The 18392-nt window shown below is 66.0% G+C and carries 13 protein-coding genes and 1 rRNA gene; 13 read left to right on the top strand and 1 reads right to left on the bottom strand.

Annotation, left to right across the window (positions count from 1 at the left end; genetic code table 11):
- Positions 1-5 precede the first annotated feature (5 nt).
- Positions 6-1520 (bottom strand): aminotransferase-like domain-containing protein, encoded by a 1515-nt coding sequence (locus EMO90_RS09865; RefSeq protein ID WP_150354326.1) that lies wholly within the window; start codon positions 1518-1520, stop codon positions 6-8.
- Positions 1521-1798: 278 nt separating this feature from the next.
- On the opposite strand from EMO90_RS09865, the gene EMO90_RS09860 reads away from it, so the two are divergent.
- The 13 genes from EMO90_RS09860 to EMO90_RS09800 all read left to right on the top strand — a co-directional run bounded on the left by EMO90_RS09860 (position 1799) and on the right by EMO90_RS09800 (position 17770).
- Positions 1799-2437, top strand: coding sequence for a LysE/ArgO family amino acid transporter (locus EMO90_RS09860; protein WP_150354325.1), 639 nt, complete (start codon positions 1799-1801; stop codon positions 2435-2437).
- A gap of 341 nt (positions 2438-2778) precedes the next feature.
- Entirely contained in the window at positions 2779-4461 is a 1683-nt protein-coding gene (locus EMO90_RS09855) for a peptidase U32 family protein (RefSeq protein ID WP_150354324.1), read from the top strand.
- Between the two features lie 41 nt (positions 4462-4502).
- Entirely contained in the window at positions 4503-5471 is a 969-nt protein-coding gene (locus EMO90_RS09850) for a polyphenol oxidase family protein (RefSeq protein WP_150354323.1), read from the top strand.
- A gap of 38 nt (positions 5472-5509) precedes the next feature.
- The gene (locus EMO90_RS09845; protein ID WP_150354322.1) at positions 5510-6397 is read left to right on the top strand and encodes an IspD/TarI family cytidylyltransferase; all 888 of its coding nucleotides are present in this window, start codon (positions 5510-5512) and stop codon (positions 6395-6397) included.
- A gap of 264 nt (positions 6398-6661) precedes the next feature.
- Positions 6662-7342 carry a pyroglutamyl-peptidase I gene (locus EMO90_RS09840; RefSeq protein ID WP_150354321.1) on the top strand — a complete coding sequence of 227 codons (681 nt, stop codon included), beginning with the start codon at positions 6662-6664 and terminating at the stop codon, positions 7340-7342.
- 168 nt (positions 7343-7510) lie between these two features.
- Positions 7511-9046: a coiled-coil domain-containing protein gene (locus tag EMO90_RS09835; RefSeq protein ID WP_150354320.1), complete on the top strand. Its 1536-nt coding sequence runs from the start codon at positions 7511-7513 to the stop codon at positions 9044-9046.
- A gap of 104 nt (positions 9047-9150) precedes the next feature.
- Positions 9151-10485: a C1 family peptidase gene (locus tag EMO90_RS09830; RefSeq protein WP_150354319.1), complete on the top strand. Its 1335-nt coding sequence runs from the start codon at positions 9151-9153 to the stop codon at positions 10483-10485.
- A gap of 1267 nt (positions 10486-11752) precedes the next feature.
- Complete coding sequence (locus tag EMO90_RS09825; protein ID WP_150354318.1) at positions 11753-12886, top strand: 3-deoxy-7-phosphoheptulonate synthase; 1134 nt, start codon at positions 11753-11755, stop codon at positions 12884-12886.
- Between the two features lie 82 nt (positions 12887-12968).
- Positions 12969-13085: ribosomal RNA gene (rrf, locus tag EMO90_RS09820) — 5S ribosomal RNA — on the top strand.
- Between the two features lie 198 nt (positions 13086-13283).
- On the top strand, positions 13284-14534 hold the full coding sequence (locus EMO90_RS09815; protein ID WP_395953224.1) for a 3-deoxy-7-phosphoheptulonate synthase: 1251 nt from the start codon (positions 13284-13286) through the stop codon (positions 14532-14534).
- A 108-nt stretch (positions 14535-14642) separates the two neighbouring features.
- Positions 14643-15353, top strand: coding sequence for a 5'-methylthioadenosine/S-adenosylhomocysteine nucleosidase (gene mtnN / locus EMO90_RS09810; protein ID WP_150354317.1), 711 nt, complete (start codon positions 14643-14645; stop codon positions 15351-15353).
- 51 nt (positions 15354-15404) lie between these two features.
- Positions 15405-16448, top strand: a complete 1044-nt coding sequence (locus EMO90_RS09805; protein WP_223849779.1) for a LacI family DNA-binding transcriptional regulator — start codon at positions 15405-15407, stop codon at positions 16446-16448.
- A 116-nt stretch (positions 16449-16564) separates the two neighbouring features.
- Positions 16565-17770, top strand: a complete 1206-nt coding sequence (locus tag EMO90_RS09800) for an esterase/lipase family protein (protein WP_223849778.1) — start codon at positions 16565-16567, stop codon at positions 17768-17770.
- The last annotated feature ends 622 nt before the right edge of the window (positions 17771-18392 follow it).

Below are 18392 nucleotides of genomic sequence, written 5' to 3'. Positions count from 1 at the left end.
GTTTTTCAGCCCAGCGTGCGCACCACGCCCGCCAGCCGTTCGGCGGCGGCCGCGAACTCATCGGGCGTGGTGTACGCGTAGCTCAGACGCAGGGAATTGTCCCCCTCGAAGTCGTAGATGTCGCCGGGGTTGAGCAGTACGCCCGCCTCCACGGCCTTGGCGAACAGCCTGGCCATCGGCATTGGCCCGTTGAAGGTCAGCCAGATGTAGAAGCCGCCCGCGGGCGTGTTCCAATGCGCAATGCCGCCGAACAGCCGGTCCAGCGTTTCCAGCGCGGCATCCCGTCGGCGGCGCAGCTCACCGCGCAGATCGGTCAGGAACCGGTCGTACAGACCCGTGTCCAAAAACCGCGCGAACACCCATTGCGACAGCCTGCTCGCGCCGTAGTCCATCTGCATCTTCACGTCGGCCAGCCGGTGCACGATCGGCTCGGGCGCCACGATCCACCCGATGCGCAGGCCCGGGGCCAGCGCCTTCGACGCGCTGCCCAGATAGATGACCATGCCGGTCTCGTCCAACGATTTGAGCGGCGCGGGGGAGGGACCGTCGAAGACCAGATCCTGGTATGCACCGTCCTCGATGATCGGCAGGCGCCGCTCCACGCAGCATGCGATCAGCTCCCGGCGCCGTTGCGCGTCCATGATGATGCCGGTGGGGTTGTGGTTCGTGGGGATCGTGTACAGCACGGATTCGCCCTCGCGTTTGTGCGACGGCTTCTGCGCGCCCGGCGCGGGCAGGCCGCCGGCGATCATGCCCTGCATGGCGTCTCTCAGCGCGTCCACGTCGATCCCGTGCCCGTCCATGCGCACGCCCTCCAGCCGCATGCCGGCCGATTGGAACACCTGCAGCGACTTGATGTAGCTCGGCGCCTCGCAGAACACGGTCGATCCGGCGCTCAGCAGGCTGACCGAAATGATCTGCAGCGCCTGAAGCGCGCCCGAGGTCACCAGGATCTGCCCGGGCTCGGTCTCGACGCCCAGTTTGCGCATATGCGCCGCGATCGCCTCGCGCAGCTCCGGCGTGCCCTCCGGTTCGGGGTATCCCATCGACGTGATCTCGTTCGCGGCCCGGGTGAGCACCGTGCGCCACATGCTGCGCGGGAACAGCCTCGGGTCGAGCTCGCCCGTGCCCAGGCGCGCCATGGACGGGTCGAACTCCAGTCGGTTGATGGCCTGAATCGTGTCGTTGTTCGCCTTGAAGAACCCGGAGGATACGTAGTCGGCCCAGTCGGGGGAGCCGGGCAGCATCAGCGACCATGTGTTGCTCACGATGCGCGTGCCGGCGCCGTGCAGCCCCTCGACGATGCCGTAATCGGCCAGCTCGTTGACCGCGGCGATGATCGTGGAGCGGTTCACGCCGAACGCGTCGGCCATCGCGCGCTGCGCCGGCAGCCGTGCGCCGATGGGCCAGGCGCCGCTGGAGACCTGGCGGCACATGTACTGCACGATCTGCTCGGTGATGGGCGTTGCGGAGTCCCGGTCCGGTTTCCAATCGATGGCGATCGGCGCTGGACGTGCCATGCGTGTCTTCCTTTCCGGCGGCCTTCTGGCGGCCTTCCTTTGGCGTCCCCTGCGGTGGCCGCGGATTCCCTTGGCTGCCTTTGGTTGGACGATGCTGCACCAGTTTGGCTGGTTGCTGATCGGTATTCTACTCCTACACTATTGATTTGGTTACGGAAGATTGCAGTATTTGCAATGGAACAAGCTAAAGGTCGCTGTTAGATTGGATGGTTTTGGCTGGTTTGGATGAACCAGCCAAAGTGATCTTGGCTGACTGGAAGAAAGTGTGGGTGAGACAAATGGGGTTCTATCTGCAGGGACTCACGGTCGGTCTGGCGTACATCGCGCCGATCGGCATGCAGAATCTGTTCGTCATCAATTCGGCCATGACCAAGACGCGCCGCCGCGCGATGATCACGGCGATCAGCGTCATCGTCTTCGATGTGGCGCTGTCGCTGTCCTGCTTCTTCGGCATCGGAACGCTCATGCAGCGCTACGAGTGGCTGCAGCTGGCCGTGCTCGCGCTCGGCGGTCTGGTGGTGATCCGCATCGGCGCCGGCCTGCTGCGCTCCAAGCCGGAGACGGCCGGCAGCGGCGTCGCGCGTGCGAATCATGATCAGGGCGGCAACGCGGAGGATCTGGGCAAGACCATCTCGACGGCCTGCGTGGTCACCTGGTGCAATCCGCAGGCGATCATCGACGGCACGCTGATGCTCGGCGCGTTCAGCGCCACGCTCACCGCCGCCCAGTCCACGCCGTTCATCGTGGGCGTGGAGACCGCGTCCGTCTGCTGGTTCATCGGCCTGACGCTCATTATCTCCGCTTTCCGCGACCGCTTCAGCCCGAAGGTGCTGGACGTGCTCAACAAGGTGTGCGGCGTGGTGATCATCGCATACGGCGTCAAGCTGCTGGCCGAGTTCGCCATGGCCGTGCTGTAGCTGCGGGCATCTGAAACGAATCGCGGAACGTTTGGTTCGTTTTTGGCCTCCAAAATCGGTCAAAAACGAACCAAACGTTCCGCTTTGCAGCTCAGGGCCGCTTAGGTCCGCTCACATATCGAATCCGCTCATTCTGCATCGAGACAATCGCAGGATGAGCGGATTCATTGTCCTGCGACCGTTTTTGGGCCCGTAGACATCGGATTTGCTCATTTTGGCTTCGGGAGTGCGCAAAGTGAGCGGATTGGATGCGGATTGGATGGCCGATGGCCTAAGTCGGGTGCCGCCGGACACCGTCGGCGGTCCGTTGCCCGGTCTGTCGGCTAGACTGGCCTATTGCTATGACTTCATCAATGGAAACCCCGAATACTTCGAACACCCCGGCCACGCTGCGCCGCCGCCATCGTCCCGAGGTGCTGGCCCCCGCCGGCAATCTCAGGGGACTGAAGACCGCGGTGGACTACGGCGCCGACGCCGTCTACTGCGGCGGCAAGGCGTTCGGCATGCGATCGGCGCCGAAGAACCTGAGCCTCGAGGACTTCGAGGAGGGTTCGCGCTACGCCCATGAGCACGGCGCCCGCGTGTACGTGACGCTCAACGTGCTGCCGCGCAACAACGAGGTCGAATCGATCCGCGAATACATCGGCCAGCTCGGGGACACCGGCATCGACGCGCTCATCGTCACGGACATCGGCGTGATGATGACCGCGCACGCCGTGGCTCCGAACCTCGAGCTGCACGTCTCCACGCAGGCCGGCGTCACCAACTACGGCGCCGCCAACGCCCTGTACGAGCTCGGCGCCCGCCGCGTGGTCCTGGCCCGCGAGATGGACCTGCAGGCCGTGCGCGACATCCGCGCCCGCATCCCGGAGGACATGGACGTGGAGTGCTTCGTCCACGGCGCCATGTGCATGGCCTTCTCCGGCCGATGCCTGTTCTCCAACTACCTCACCGGTCGCGACGGCAACCACGGCGAATGCGCGCAGTCCTGCCGCTGGAAGTACTCGATCGTGGAGGAGAAGCGTCCCGGCGAGTACTACCCGATCGAGCAGACCGAGGAGGGCGCCTACCTGTTCAACTCGCAGGACATGTGCATGATGGAGCACATCGACGACCTGATCGACTCCGGCGCCACCAGCCTCAAGATCGAGGGCCGGTCCAAGAGCGCCTACTACATCGCCGCCATGACCAACGCCTACAAGACCGCGGTGAACGAGTACATGATCCAGCGCGGCTTCGAGGACCGCGACGGCAACGTCCTCAAGCCCTTCCGCGATCGCGTGATCCGTCCGTCCGACCCGGACTTCCCGGCCTTCGCCGAAGTGGCCGCGCGCGAGCCGGACCGGATTATGGCCCATGCCGACGAGGCCTTCTCCGGCGTGCCCGGAGAGCGTCCCACCGCCGCGCCGGAACCGTCCGATGTGTCGTCCGTACCGTCGTCCGTACCGTCGTCCACATCGTTGCCCGCGAGCCCGTCCGCGTCCACGGCGTCATCCGCCGATCCGGACGATCTGAGCTACCACGCCCGGTCCACCCGCCGCAAGTCCAACACCGCGGCCGAGATCCTGCCCGACGGCTGGCTGCACGCCCCCGTGCGCCCGGCCCCTCCCGTCACGCTGCCCGACTGGCTGCTTGACGAGCCGAACAAGGTGGCCCACCGCGACTACTCCACCGGCTTCTACTACCCGGAGCGCAAGGTCACGCAGAACACCAACCGATCGGCCTACTTCCGCGCGTGGATGGTGGTTGGCGAGGTGCTCGGCTGGAGCGCCGAGGAGGGCGGTCGCGTCACGATCATGAGCCGCAACAAGATCGAGCCCGGCCAGCATGTGGAGTTCCTGCTGCCCGGCGAGCCCCCGCTCGAATACGATCTGCCGGCCGACGGCCTGCGCGACGCCGACGGCAACTGGGTGGCGGCGATCAACAACCCGGCCCACGTGTTCTCCTTCCCGTGCCCGCATCGGGTGCCCGTGAACGCCGCGATCCGCTCGCGCACCAAGCGGCCCACGCTCAAGGCCGAATAGGCCCGGACCCGCCAGCCCGCCGCCCGCCTAGAATGGACGCCATGACCGACTTTGACAACGAGATTCTCAACAGCAACGAACTGAGCCCCACCGACGCCGACGGCCGCCCCATCCCGGTGACCATCCCGATCGCGCTCGCCCCGGGCGTCACCGTGGTGTACACCACCCGCCTCGGGGGCCTGAGCACCGGCGACTTCGGCCACCTCAACCTGGGCGGCAAGATGGGCGACGACCCCGAAGCCGTGGCCTCCAACCGCGAGGCGCTCGCCGAGGCCGTGGGCGCGCCGATCAGCTTGGTCAGCCAGGTGCACTCCGGCGTGGCCGTGGACGTGGACGGTCCGGCCGATCGCTCCGGTACCAAGGATGCCGATGGCAACGTGACGGGTCAGGTGCTAGAGGCCGACGGCCAGGTGACCGCGCAGGCGGGTCTGGCGCTCGGCATGTTCGCCGCCGACTGCCTGCCCGTGCTCATGGCCGATCCGGTGGCCGGTGTGATCGGCGCGGCCCACTGCGGCCGTCGTGGACTGGAACGCGGGGTGATCGGCGCGACCGTGGAGCTCATGGCGCTCAAGGGCGCCGACCCGGCCCGCATCGTCGCCACGCTCGGCCCGGCCATCTGCGGCGACTGCTACGAGGTGGGCGACGAGATCGCCGACGCCTTCGACGCGCAATTCCCGGGATCGTTCACGCTGTCCCGCTTCGGCAAGCCCGGCATCGACATCAACCATGCGGCCCTGCTCGAGCTCGCCAAGGCCGGCATCCCGCAGGACAACGTGGTGTCCTCCCGCCCGCGCGTCAACGCCGCCACCCAGTACCTCGAGGCCGATCCGGAACTGGCTCAACTGTGCGCCACGGACGGCGAGGGGCCCGAATCCCTGACCGAGCGCATTGGCGCGATCCGCCACAGCATGTGCACGCTGGAGAACCCGCTGTGGTTCTCGCATCGCCGCGCGGCGCTCGCCGGCAAGGAGCACGAGGGGCGCATGCTCGCGCTGATCGTGCGCTCGTGAGCGTGGACGTGGACGATCGAAACGTTGAGGAGAGACCTATGACCCAGAATGCAAGCAATTCCACCGTGAAGCCGGATGATATCGCACAGCCGGATGATGCCGTGCAGTCCGGCAACAACGCGCAGCCCGTGCCCGCCGTCCAGCCCGTGCCCGTCGTGGCCGTGGTCCTGGCCGCCGGCTTCGGCACCCGATTCGACCCGGACAATCCCAAGCAGCTCGTCTCGGTGGGCGACAAGGCGATCGTCGCATGGTCGATCGAGGCCTTCGAGTCCGATCCGCGCGTCACGGACATCGTGGTGGTGGTCAACCCGCGCGTGCGCGAGGCCGTGGAGGAACTGGTGGACGAGGCCGGATACCCCAAGGTGCGCATGATCATCGACGGCGGCGCCGAGCGCGTGGACAGCACGATGGCCGCGCTGGATACGCTCGCCTCCGTTGGCATCCCCGGCGATGCCAAGGTGCTGATCCACGATGCGGTCCGGCCGTTCGTGGAGCGCTCCTCGATCGACGGATGCATCGACGCGCTGGACGAGTACAAGGCCGCCACCGTGGCCGTGCCCTCCACGGACACCGTGCTGCTCACGCGCGATCTTGGGGATCGCAAGGCGGTCGCCTCCGTGCCCGATCGCCCCAACACGTTCCGCGCGCAGACCCCGCAGGCCTTCCGCTTCGCCACGATCCGCGCCGCCTACGCCAAGGCGGGCACCGACCCCGATTTCCACCCCACCGACGACACGCGCGTGGTGGTCGACTACCTGCCCGAGGAGCCGGTGGCGATCGTGGCCGGCAGCGAGACGAACCTCAAGATCACCACGCTGGCCGATCTGCCGATCGCCGAGCGCATCGCGCAGGACATCGCCAAGGCCAGCGCGAAGGCCCGCATGCACGCCATGCTCGCCGAGGCCGCCGGCCAGCTGAGGCGCTAAGTCCCCTCCCCATCCTGAGTGCTTTCCGTCATCCTGAGCGGAGCGCAGGCCCCTCTCGTCATCCTGAGGAGCGTCCGGGTCAACCCCCGTTGTCATCCTGAGCGGAGCCCGTTAGGGCGGAGTCGAAGGATCCTTCGTCATTACGCACATAGTCATAGTGCAGGAGGTTAAGGATCCTTCGACTTCGCTTCGCTCCGCTCAGGATGACGTTGAAGCTCCCGTCCTGCTCAGGCTGACGGCGGGGCTGCGGCTACACTGATAACCATGGAACGGTTCAACGTTGTGGTGTGCGGCTTCGGCCAGTACGAGGGCGTCACGGTCAACCCGGCCTACGAGGTGCCCCGCGCTCTGGCGACGCAGGGACTGGGCGTGCCCGTGGACGAGGACGATCCGCTGAATGATGTCGACGTGGCCGTCAGCGCCGTGTCGATGCCGGTGAGCTTCACCAAATCGTGGCCCGTGCTGCATGAGGCGATCGAGGCCACGAATCCCAGGATCGTGGTGGCCATGGGGCTGAAGAAGGCCGCGCGCGGCATCGCCCTGGAGCGCTGCGCCACCAACCGCGTGGGCGACGATCGTCCCGACGCGGACAATGTGACCCCCACATACGAGACCATCAATCCCGACGGCCCGGCCGCCTACTGGACGCGCCTGCCCCTGCGCGCGATCCTGGCCGATTTCACGGCCGGCAACATCCCCGCCACGCTGAGCTCGGACGCCGGCACCTACGTGTGCAATTCGCTGTTCTACCAGCTGCTCGACTGGACCGCCTCGCAGGAGCGCGTGATCTCCGGCTTCGTGAGCCTGCCCATGGTCAACGAATCGGGGGACCGGTCCACGCCGGGCCTGCCGCTGAACCAGCAGATCGAGGCCGGGCGGGCCGTGATCCGCGAGGCCGTGCGCTATTGGCGCCAGCCCTCCAGCGCGGACATCCTGATCGCCTGAACCGGGCTTCCCGCCGGGCCGGAACGGGGCTGCGGGACCGCGACGCGCCGGGCGTCGAACAACTTGTGTCCAAGCCGCGAAACCTATGCGTTTCGACGGGGTTTCGCGGCCATCGATGCGCTACAGTATCCCTAGCCAAATGGGGTTATCAGGCAAGGAGTTGCAGCGATGGCTGAACAGTTCTCGGTGGTATTGCGGGGCTACGACAAGGAGCAGGTGGACGCGGCCTTCGCCGACGCGCGCGAAAATCTCTCCCGGCTTCGCGAACAGATCCGTTCGTACGACGACCGCGTGCTTCAGCTGGAGGCCGAGCTGCAGGAGGAGCGCCAGCGCAAGGCCCCGCAGTCCAAGGACTCCTTCGCGTCCCTGGGCGCCAACGCCCAGCAGCTGCTCGCCTCCGCAGAACAGACCAGCTCCGAGCTGCTCAACCGCGCCAAGCAGGACGCCGCCAACACGCTGGACAGCGCCAGGAAGCAGGCGGAGACCACCAAGAACAACGCGGGCATCGAGGCCGACCGCGTCCTGTCCGAGGCGCAGGCCAAGGCCAAGTCGATCGTGGACACCGCCAACACCACCGCCCGCACCATCGTCACCACCGCCAAGGAGCAGTCGGACCAGCTCAAGTCCCAGACCTCCAAGGCCGTGGCCGAACAGCGCCAGGCCATCGACCTCGAGCTGCAGAACTCCCGCGAGGAGCACAACAAGCGCCTCGCCGCGGAGAAGGCCTCCCAGGAGCGTCAGATCGCCGAGCTCAAGGCGGAGACCACCAAGCAGATCAGCGCCCAGCGCACCGCGGCGGACCAGGAGCTCGCCAAGCGCCGCTCGGACGCCAATGACCAGATCCAGCAGGCCATCGCCGAGGCTAACAAGAAGCTCGCCGACGTGCGCGATCAGGCCTCCAAGCTGCTGAGCGAGGCCAACCGCAAGGCCGGCGAGATCACCGAGACCGCGCGCTCCAAGGCCCGCCAGATCACCGACGAGGCCGAGATCAAGCGCGACGACATGATGAGCCAGCTCAAGGCCGAGGTGGAGCAGATCCGTGCGGACATCTCCTCCCAGCAGGACGAGGCCACTGCCAAGGTCAACGATCTGCTCGCCTCTCTGGAGGAGCGCCGCAAGGCCACGCAGAAGGAATCCGACGAGCTGATCGGCCAGGCCAAGGCCGCCCGTCAGGCCGCCGACGATTACGCCGCGGCCAAGCGCGAGGAGGCCGATCGTCAGGCCGCCGAGATCGTGCGTCAGGCCGGTGAGGATGCGGACGCCCAGATCCGCTCCCGCCGCGAGGCCGCCAAGCAGGAGATCGATGCCCTGCAGGCGCAGATCGCCCAGCTCCAGCAGCGCGAGTCGGCGATCACCGCCCGCGTCTCCGAGCTCAAGTCCATCTTCTCCAAGTCCTTCGGCTCCCTCGCCGGGTTCGCGGATGCCGTGGAGCCGGCCAAGGACGGTGCCGCGGGTGATGCCGCCGCTCCCGCCGCTGCCGCCGCTCCCGCCAACGGAACGCCCGCCGAGGCGCCCAGCGTACCGGTGAATGCGCCCGTGCCCGCCGAGTCCGCGGACGCCGATGCCGACGCTGACGCACAGAGCGCGGCCGATGCGGCTGCCTCCGCCGATGCGCAGGGGTCCGAGAGCGCTCCAGCCGCTGCGCCGGATGAGGATGCGGAACAGACCGAGCCGGCCGATTCCGCCGAGTCCAAGGCCGAGTAGTATCATTCAAAACGTTGCCGTGAACGCGCATCGAGGCATGCTCAGCATGTCCGGTGCGCGTTCGCATGCATAGCCACAAGCACATCGATCATCAAGGAGGATCCATGGCCATCGAACCGCTGAGCCAGGAAGCGCTGGACGGTCTGCGTCAGGACTTTGACAGCAAGGGAACCAATCGTCTGGCGATGAACGCCGTCACCGCCGCCGGCATCGAGAAGGTCGCCCGCAACTACGACCGCGCGCGCCTGCTGCAGCGCCGCTTCTCCGTGACCGTCGACAACGGCGAGGTCACCTCCCAGGAGCGCTCCGGCCGCTGCTGGCTGTTCAGCTCCCTGAACGTGGCCCGCTTCATCGCCAAGAAGAACCTGAACCTCAAGGAGTTCGAGTTCTCCCAGAACTACGCGATGTACTACGACAAGCTGGAGCGCGTCAACTACTTCCTGCAGGACGTGGCCGAGCTGGTCCGCGCCGGCGAGCCGAACGACTCCCGTCTCGTCCAGCATCTGCTGGCCGATGTGATGGGCGACGGCGGCCAGTGGACCATGGCCCTGAACGTCTACAAGAAGTACGGCGCCGTGCCGAAGGACCTGTTCCCGGAGACCGTCTCCTCCTCCAACACCGGCTCCATGAACAAGCAGCTGCGCGCCCTGCTGCACACCGCCGTGGCCCACATGTACGCGAACCCGGGCCAGATCGACCAGATCGTGGCCGAGACCCGTGCCGCCGGCCACCGCATCCTCACCATCCATCTGGGCGAGCCGCCGGTCAAGTTCGACTGGGAGTGGACCGACAAGGACGGCGAGTTCCACCGCGACGGCGAGATCACCCCGCAGGAGTTCTGGGCCAAGTACGTGGGCACCGCCGATCTCGAGGACTACGTGTGCCTCGTGGACGATCCGCGCCAGGAGCATCCGAAGGGCAAGAAGATCGCCATCGAGCACTTGGGCAACGTGGCCGGCGGCGACCCGACCGAGTACCTCAACGTGCCGGTGCAGTTCATGAAGGACTGCGTGCGCGAGATCCTCTCCGAGCAGGGCATCCCGGTCTGGTTCGGCGCCGATTGCGGCCCGATGATGGACCGCGAGAACGGCGCATGGGCCATCGATCTGTTCGAGTACGGCCGCGTGTACGACGTGGACTTCGATCTGGACAAGGAGGAGCGCGTACGCTTCGGCGAGTCCGCGATGAACCATGCGATGGCCTTCGTGGGCGTCGACGTGGCCGATGACGGCACCACCACCCGCCGCTGGCGCGTGGAGAACTCCTGGGGTGCCAAGATCGCCGACAAGGGCTACTTCACCATGTCCGACGACTGGTTCTCCGAGTACGTCTACGAGGTGGCCGTCCCCAAGGCGATGCTCCCCGCCGAGTACCAGGCCGCTCTCGCCGAGCCCGCCATCTCCCTGCCGGCGTGGGATCCGATGGGAGCTCTCGCCTGACGGCGAGAGCGCCTGCGGCGCGCGTCGGCCAACACGCGAGAGGGCGGAACCAGAAAACGGCCCGGTGGCCGTTTTCCCGCCCTCCCGGCCGACAGGCCGGCTTTGAGAAGCCCTGGGAAGCCGTGGGAAACGGCGAAGGCTGAATCCTGTAGTACATCCGGACGTTTTTCGCCCGATTTTCGTCCGGTTCTACTACACCGTCCGGTCTTACTGCACCGGTTCGCACCAAATCCGCCCGCAAGTGCTCCGAGCTGCCGTCTTCCAGGCAAAACTGGCACGTGAGCCCGCCGATCGGCCCGCCAGCATGCAACATCTGCCCGCAAGTCCGGAACTGTCCAAACCTGCGGGCAGATTTCGTATTGCGTGGCTCCATGCATCGCGTGTCAGTTTCGTGCCACGCCCCAAACTGGGCACATCTGACCGTTCTCTCCGCAAACTGGGCAGATATGGTCATTTGGAGGCTCAAATCGGGCCGTAGATCGCCCGATCTGCCCAGTTTGAACATCGCGCGTCCTGATCTGCCCAGTTTGTAATGCGCGCTGGGCAGACTGGGCACGCAAACTGGGCAAACTGGGTGCATTGGGAAGCAGCGAGCAAAATACGGGCTGCGCAGACCGATTCCGGCTCTTCGCAGCGCTATCGGGTCGAAATTCGCTCGAAAAACGGCCCGATGGTGCTGTGAATCGCGGATTTCGGTCCGCGCAGCCCGTAAGTTGCGTGATACTGCGAGATCAGCGGCGGCTGAACCGCAGAATGAGCGAATCCGATGCCCTGCTTGCCCCCGGATTGCCCCTCGAATTGGTCGCCAATCGATCTGGCGCATTGGATTCGCTCATTCTGGCGCGCCGGGTTCATAGAATGAGCAAATCCGATGTCCTGCTGCCTCAAACTTGGGCCCATTACAGTGGATTCGCTCATTCTGTTGTATCAAGGTCGTAAAGTGAGCGGATCCGATGTCTGATAGGTCCCAACGATGCTCTGCCGCACTGGATCTGCTCATTCTGGCGGGTTGATGTTGCAAAGTGAGCAAATCAGATGTCTTATTGCCCCCCGATCGGCCCCCAATCGTGTCCCGCCGCATTGGATTCGCTCATTCTGCCGCACCAAAGTCGCACAGTGAGCAAATCGGATGCCCCCGATTCTTCTGGCCGCCTCCCAGCCGCCCGCGAGCCGCCCAAGTCCCACTATGCAGTCGCCCCGTCCCGCCGCGCCGGAGATGCGACTACACTGGGCGCGGTAATCGTACGAACAACGAGGAGAACAGATCATGGCAGACCTTCGCGGCCCCGACAGCTCTGTGGATGAGCAGCGTCGACTTGGGGAGCAGGGCGTGTTTCCGGAGACGGTGGACATCAACATCCGCCAGCTCGACCCGATTCCGGCCCCGCGCGCGTTTATCAAGGAACTGCCGCTGAGCCAGAAGCAGATCGATCTGGTCCTGCGCTCCCGTCAGGAGATCCGCGACGTGCTCAACGGCCGCGACGATCGTCTGCTCGTCATCGTCGGCCCCTGCTCCATCCACGATCCGAAGGCCGCCCGGGACTATGCGCGCCGCCTCGCCGAGGTGAGCGCCGAGCTGTACGACCGCCTGCTGATCGTCATGCGCGTGTACTTCGAGAAGCCGCGCACCACCATCGGCTGGAAGGGTCTGATCAACGACCCGGACCTCGACGGCACGTTTAACATCCGCAAGGGCATGTGGCTGGCCCGCAAGGTCCTGTCCGACGTGCTCAACGAGGGCGTCCCGATCGCCACCGAATGGCTCGATCCCATCACCCCGCAGTACATCTGCGATGCGATCAGCTGGGGTGCGATCGGCGCGCGCAACACCGAATCCCAGGTCCACCGCGAGCTGGCCAGCGGCCTGTCCATGCCGGTCGGCTTCAAGAACGCCACCGATGGCTCCATCAAGCCCGCCGCCGATTCCTGCTTCGCGGCTGGCTTTGAGCACCACTTCCTGTCCATCAACCTCGACGGTCGCGTGATCGCCGCCGAAACGAAGGGCAACCCCGACTGCCATCTGGTCCTGCGCGGGTCCTCGCACGGTCCGAACTATGACGCCAAGTCCGTCGCCGAGGCCCTTGAGGCCCTGAAGGCGTCCAAGGCCACCGGCCCCAGCGAGCACGGTCTGGTGATCGACGCCGCGCACGGCAACTGTGGCAAGAACGAGGTGCGCGAGGCCGAGGTGGTCGAGGAGATCGCCGAGCGGCTTGCGAACGGCGAGCAGGGCATCACCGGCATCATGATGGAGAGCTTCATCGAGGCCGGCAACCAGAAGCCCGCGCCGCTCGACCAGCTGGTCTACGGCAAGTCGATCACCGACGCCTGCGTGCCGTGGGACCGCACCAACGAGCTCCTGCACACGCTGGCTGCCGCCATCGACCGCCGCCGCGCGCTGTAGGTCGATCAATGAAGGCATGCCGGATCGTCGTCGCGACACGCCGAAGTTGGCATCCGTACGATGATCGTGTATAAATATCTCTTGCGGTGATCATGGCTCAGGAGAAACGCCCGGTTACTTTCCGAACCCGGAAGCTAAGACCTGACACGGTGATGGTACTGCACTCGATAGGGTGTGGGAGAGTAGCACGTCGCCGCATCATACTTTTCAAGGCTTGAACAGGGATGTTCAAGCCTTTATTGTTTTCCGCCGCGATGTCGCCGCGATGTTGTCCCGATGCCGGGGCTATGGGAATGCCGGAGCCCACCCCCGATGCGCATCGTCCCAAGGCCGCCGGCCGATTTGTTCCCGCGCCACTCTATCCTTGGGGAAGATTATGACCCAAGGAGAGCATGACATGCAGCAGCAGGAGAACAGCCCGATCGCGCCGGGCGATGCGCCGGCCGTAGACGGCATTTCGGCCAATCAGAAGCCCCTGAACACCCCGGAGGAGCTTCGCGCCATCCGTCAGGCGATGGACGAGGGCAAGAACCCGCTGGTCGCCACCAACGTGCCGCGCTGGGAGGATCAGGTGGGCGTCAGCCGCATCGTCAACCGGCGCATTCTGGAACTCGAGCCGCTGCCCACGCCCGCGCAGGTGCTGGCCGAATTGCCGCTCGACGCCGCCGCGCAGGAGATCGTCGCCTACTCGCGCGATGAGATCCGCGCATGCCTGTACGGGCAGGACGATCGTCTGCTGGTCATCGTGGGCCCATGCTCGGTGCACGATCCGGCCGCCGCGCTCGACTACGCGCACCGCCTCGCCAAGGTGATGAAGGAGGTCGAGGGCGAACTGCTGATCGTCATGCGCGTGTACTTCGAAAAGCCGCGCACCACCGTGGGCTGGAAGGGCCTGATCAACGACCCGGACATCGACGGCTCGCACAACATCCGCAAGGGCCTGCTGCTCGCGCGCAAGACCCTGCTCGGCGTGCTGGGCGAGGGACTGGCCGCGGCCACCGAGTTCCTGGAGCCCACCAGCCCGCAGTTCATCGCCGACGCCGTGAGCTGGGGCGCGATCGGCGCGCGCAACACCGAAAGCCAGGTCCATCGCCAGCTCGCCAGCGGCATGTCCATGCCCATCGGCTTCAAGAACGCCACCGACGGCTCCGTGAAGGCCGCGGTCAACGGCTGCTACGCCTCCGCCCAGCAGCACACGTTCTTCGGCATCGACCACATGGGCCGCGCCTGCGCCGTGGAGACGCTCGGCAATCCCGACTGCCACGTGGTCCTGCGCGGATCGATCCACGGGCCGAACTACGACGCCGCATCCGTGGCCAAGGCCATGGAGGACGTGCGCGCGATGATGCCGGCCGACTCCGCCGCCGCCCATGGCCTGATCGTCGACTGCTCGCACGGCAACTCCGGCAAGGACGAGCATCGCCAGGCCGAGGTGGTGCGTAACATCGCGCATCGCATCGCCGAGGGGGAGCGGGGCATCACCGGCATCATGATGGAAAGCTTCATCGAGGGCGGCAACCAGCCCGCCGCGCCGCTCGACCAGCTGGTCTACGGCAAGTCGATCACGGACAAGTGCATCAGCTGGGACGAGACCGAACGCCTGCTGCGCGAGCTGGCCGAAGCCGTGAGTACCCGCCGCTGGCGCTGACGATCGGCCGGTCGCCCGGCCAGTCACCGCGCCCGATCGCCCGCCCAGTCGATCGTCCGGCATCGCCCCGCGCAAACCCGCAGAAGACCAACCAGAAAGGACCATCACATGACCACCATCGCCATCATCGGCGCGCTGAACGAGGAAGTCGCACTGATCGCCAAATCCCTTAGCGGCGTGGAACACGACCGCGCCGCCAGCCTTGACGTCACCCGCGGCACCATCGAAACCGCGGACGGCCAAACCGTGAACGTCGCCGCCACCGTGGGCGGCATGGGCCTCGTCAACGCCGCGGCCACCACCCAGCACCTCATCGACGCCTACCGGCCCGACGCGGTGATCTTCTCCGGCATCGCCGGCAACCTCAACCGCGAGTTGCACGTCAACGACGTGGTCCTGGGCGGCGTGCTGCGTTACCTCGACACGGACATGCGCCTGGTGGGACAGTGGACGCCCGGCACCGAGGACGCGCCCGTCGAGGAGTTCCACTCCGACGAGCGACTGCTCAAGCTCGCCGACGCCGCGCTCACGGACGCCGGCATCCACCACATCACCGGCATCATCGCCTCCGGCAACTACTTCGTGGACACCCCCGAGAAGGTCCGCGAGGTGGTGCTCGCCACCGGCGCCGACGCCGTGGAGATGGAGGGCGCGGCCGTGGCCCACGTGGCCGCCCGCAATGAGGTGCCGGCTCTGGTGATCCGTGCCCTTTCGGACAATGCGGACACTGACTACGAGGTGTTCAAGGCCTTCGACATCTCCGAATACGCGGACACCGCCGCCAAGCTGGTGGTGGACATCCTGCGCCGGCTGCAGTAGGACGCGGTCCGGCGATCCGATGGTTTGGCAATCAGACAATCAATCGTTCCGATGGGAGGGCTGATGAACGGCAAGTCGCAGGGCGGGCGCGCCACCTTGCACGATGTGGCGGCGCTCGCCGGCGTTTCGGTGGCCACGGTGTCCAACTACCTGAGCGAATACCCGTACATGCGCCAGTCCACGAAGGACAAGGTGCAGGCGGCGATCGATCAGCTAGGCTACGTGGCCAACCCCGCCGCGCGCACGCTCAAGACCGGGCGCACCGGCCTGCTCACGCTGTCCGTGTCCGATCTGCGCCAGACGTACTTCGCCGAGCTCGCCGAGCGGATCATCGCCGCCGCCCGGTACCGCGGCTATGGCGTGATGGTCGAGTCCACGGGCTTGGAGCGTGTCCGTGAGGTGGAGAGCGTGCAATCGGTGCGCCGCCATCTGACCGACGGCCTGATCATCAGCCCTGCCCGGATGACCGCGTCCGACGCCTCCGTGTTCGATGGCGACTATCCGCTGGTCATGCTCGGCGTGCAGCCGTTCGAGGCACCCTGCCCGCATTATCTGGTGGACAACGTGCGCGCGGCGTACGATGCCACCATGCATCTGGTGAAGGCCGGATGCCGCCGGATCGCGCTGGTGGGCGGCGCGCTTTCGGGGGATGAGTCATCCCGCACCGCCCGCGCCCGCGGATACCGTCTGGCGATCGAGGAGTCCGGCCAGCGGTACGATCCGCGCATGGTGCGCGAGGTGGCCGATTGGAACAGCCTTGGCGGCGCACGCGCGGTGACCGCCCTGTTCGACGACGGCATCAAACCCGATGGCATTCTGGCCGGCAACGATCATCTGGCCTTCGGCGTGATGCGCCAGATCAGGGATCTGGGCATGAACATCCCCGAAAACGTGCGCGTGGTGGGCTTCGACAACATCGACGAATCGCGCTATTCCATCCCGTCCCTGACCACCGTGGACCAAAGCTCCGACGCAGTGGCGATCAAGGCCGTCGATTCGGTGGTGGCCCAGATCGAGTCCGGCGGACGCGCCCCCGCCAGCGTGGAATATGTGTCGCACGAACTGGTCTATCGCGCCTCCTCGCCCGAGGTGTAGGGCGTAAGCGGGAGGCGTAGCGGGATCGGCGTCACCGTCCGGCAGGGGCGGGTATGCCCGCGGTATGCCCGCTCCTACACTGGGGATTGGGACGATCGGATGATTGGAGGACGATCATGAACGGACGATCCCCATCTTCCCCGTGGCGGATGCCCGGCCGGCTTCGTGCGCTGAACGCCGGGGTGTGGTTGCTGCGGATCTTCTGGTGGACAACGCTGATCGCGACCGTGGGGCTCGCCGTCGCGGCGTTTCCGATGCTTCCTGTCGACTGGCCGGCATGGGCCGCGATGCTCGCCGCGGTGGTCGTCGTGGAATCGATCGTGTTCTGGATCGGCATCATCGCCGTCTATCTGACCAGCGTCCAGCTGGGGTTGAGGATCCGGATCATCGGCATCGTGTGCGGATGGATCCCGATCGCGAATCTCGTCGCACTGAGGCTGATAATCCGCACCTGCCGCGAGGAGGTCCGGTTCGAATCGGACAAGGAGCGGCTCGACGCATCGCGCGCCGCCAGCCGGGTGTGCGCCACGCGATACCCGATCCTGCTGGTGCACGGCGTGTTCTTCCGCGATTCGAAGGTGCTCAACTACTGGGGCCGCATTCCCGGTGAGCTGGAGTGCAACGGGGCGATCGTTTACTATGGCGGCCATCAGTCCGCGGCGTCGGTCGAGGATGCCGGACGTGAGCTTGCCGGGCGCATACGGCGGATCGTCGGGGAAACCGGCTGCGGGAAGGTGAACGTCATCGCCCACTCCAAGGGCGGTCTGGACATGCGCTGGGCGATCGCGCGTGAGGGGGTTGGCGGGCTGGTCGCGTCGCTGACCACCATCAATACGCCGCATCGCGGATGCGGGTTCGCCGACTATCTGCTGGCCAAAGTCCCGGACGGGGCGAGGAAGAAGATCGAAGCCACATACAATGCGGCCGCCTCCAGACTTGGCGACACGAGCCCGGATTTCATGGCCGCGGTGCGGGACCTCACGCAGGCGGGGTGCGCGCGCATCAACCGGGAGATCGGGTTGGACCCGTTTCCGGGCATTGTCTGCCGCAGTGTGGGATCGCGGCTGTTGCGCGCCACCACGGGCCGGTTCCCGCTGAATTTCACCTATCCGCTGGTCAAATGGTTCGACGGGCCCAACGATGGTCTCGTCTCGCGGCCGTCGTTCCCGTGGGGCGACGATTTCATGTGGATCGAGCCGGCAGGGAACCGGGGCATCTCCCACGCGGACATGATCGACCTGAACCGGGAGAACATCCCCGGTTTCGATGTGCGCGAGTTCTACGTGAGCCTGGTCGCGGACCTGAAGCGCCGTGGGCTGTAGGGGGAGCGCACTCCCGTCCGTAGGCGATGGACCCGCCGCCAGGGTGGCGGCGATCCGGTATAGCCGGATACCGCGGCGGTGTCCCTTCCTGTCATCCTGAGCACCGAGCCGTGAAGCGGACAGCCCAGTGGGCTGTCCGTAGGCGAAGGGAGCCGCCGCCAGGGCAGCGACGGTCCGGCGCGGCCGGACACCGCAGGGCGGAGTCCCCCGCTGTCATCCTGAGCGGAGCGCGTAGCGCGGAGTCGAAGGATCCTTAATCGTCGTGCATGGGTCGGGTGGTTGCATGTCGTGTGCGGTTGTGTGGTTCGTCGCGCCATTGTTGTCTTGTGTTTCGTGTTGGTTGCGACACGCCGTGGGATGCCTGGTTTTTCAATGGTTGTTCATGTTCTGGTTGGCTTGGGTTTGCGTGTTCGTGGTTTTGCGTGTAGGTTATTCATTCGCTGCCGCACGGCGGCCGGGGCCGTTCCCTTGGGGTTGGTTCCGGTGGTTGTGCGTGTGTGGTGGTTTGAGAACTCAAGAGTGTGTTTGTACTACTTTATGCTTGTATTTTTCTGGTTTGCCAGTCCGGTTCCCGCCTGACATCATTGCTGGTGTCGGGTCCCTTGAATGGGTTGAAGCGGGG

It is taken from the genome of Bifidobacterium vespertilionis, from assembly GCF_008698145.1.
GTDB lineage: Bacteria > Actinomycetota > Actinomycetes > Actinomycetales > Bifidobacteriaceae > Bifidobacterium > Bifidobacterium vespertilionis.
The sequence above is the reverse complement of the archived record's forward strand: the minus strand, read 5'-3'. Positions and strand labels throughout refer to the sequence as shown.

Bases quoted from the DNA above. Each gene is read 5' to 3' on its own strand.
- EMO90_RS09815 (WP_395953224.1), top strand. From the start codon at position 13,284: ATGCAGCAGCAGGAGAACAGCCCGATCGCGCCGGGCGATGCGCCGGCC.
- mtnN (WP_150354317.1), top strand. From the start codon at position 14,643: ATGACCACCATCGCCATCATCGGCGCGCTGAACGAGGAAGTCGCACTG.
- EMO90_RS09800 (WP_223849778.1), top strand. From the start codon at position 16,565: ATGAACGGACGATCCCCATCTTCCCCGTGGCGGATGCCCGGCCGGCTT.
- EMO90_RS09850 (WP_150354323.1), top strand. From the start codon at position 4,503: ATGACCGACTTTGACAACGAGATTCTCAACAGCAACGAACTGAGCCCC.
- EMO90_RS09830 (WP_150354319.1), top strand. From the start codon at position 9,151: ATGGCCATCGAACCGCTGAGCCAGGAAGCGCTGGACGGTCTGCGTCAG.
- EMO90_RS09865 (WP_150354326.1), bottom strand. From the start codon at position 1,520: ATGGCACGTCCAGCGCCGATCGCCATCGATTGGAAACCGGACCGGGAC.
- EMO90_RS09845 (WP_150354322.1), top strand. From the start codon at position 5,510: ATGACCCAGAATGCAAGCAATTCCACCGTGAAGCCGGATGATATCGCA.
- EMO90_RS09855 (WP_150354324.1), top strand. From the start codon at position 2,779: ATGACTTCATCAATGGAAACCCCGAATACTTCGAACACCCCGGCCACG.
- EMO90_RS09805 (WP_223849779.1), top strand. From the start codon at position 15,405: ATGGGAGGGCTGATGAACGGCAAGTCGCAGGGCGGGCGCGCCACCTTG.
- EMO90_RS09840 (WP_150354321.1), top strand. From the start codon at position 6,662: ATGGAACGGTTCAACGTTGTGGTGTGCGGCTTCGGCCAGTACGAGGGC.
- EMO90_RS09860 (WP_150354325.1), top strand. From the start codon at position 1,799: ATGGGGTTCTATCTGCAGGGACTCACGGTCGGTCTGGCGTACATCGCG.
- EMO90_RS09825 (WP_150354318.1), top strand. From the start codon at position 11,753: ATGGCAGACCTTCGCGGCCCCGACAGCTCTGTGGATGAGCAGCGTCGA.
- EMO90_RS09835 (WP_150354320.1), top strand. From the start codon at position 7,511: ATGGCTGAACAGTTCTCGGTGGTATTGCGGGGCTACGACAAGGAGCAG.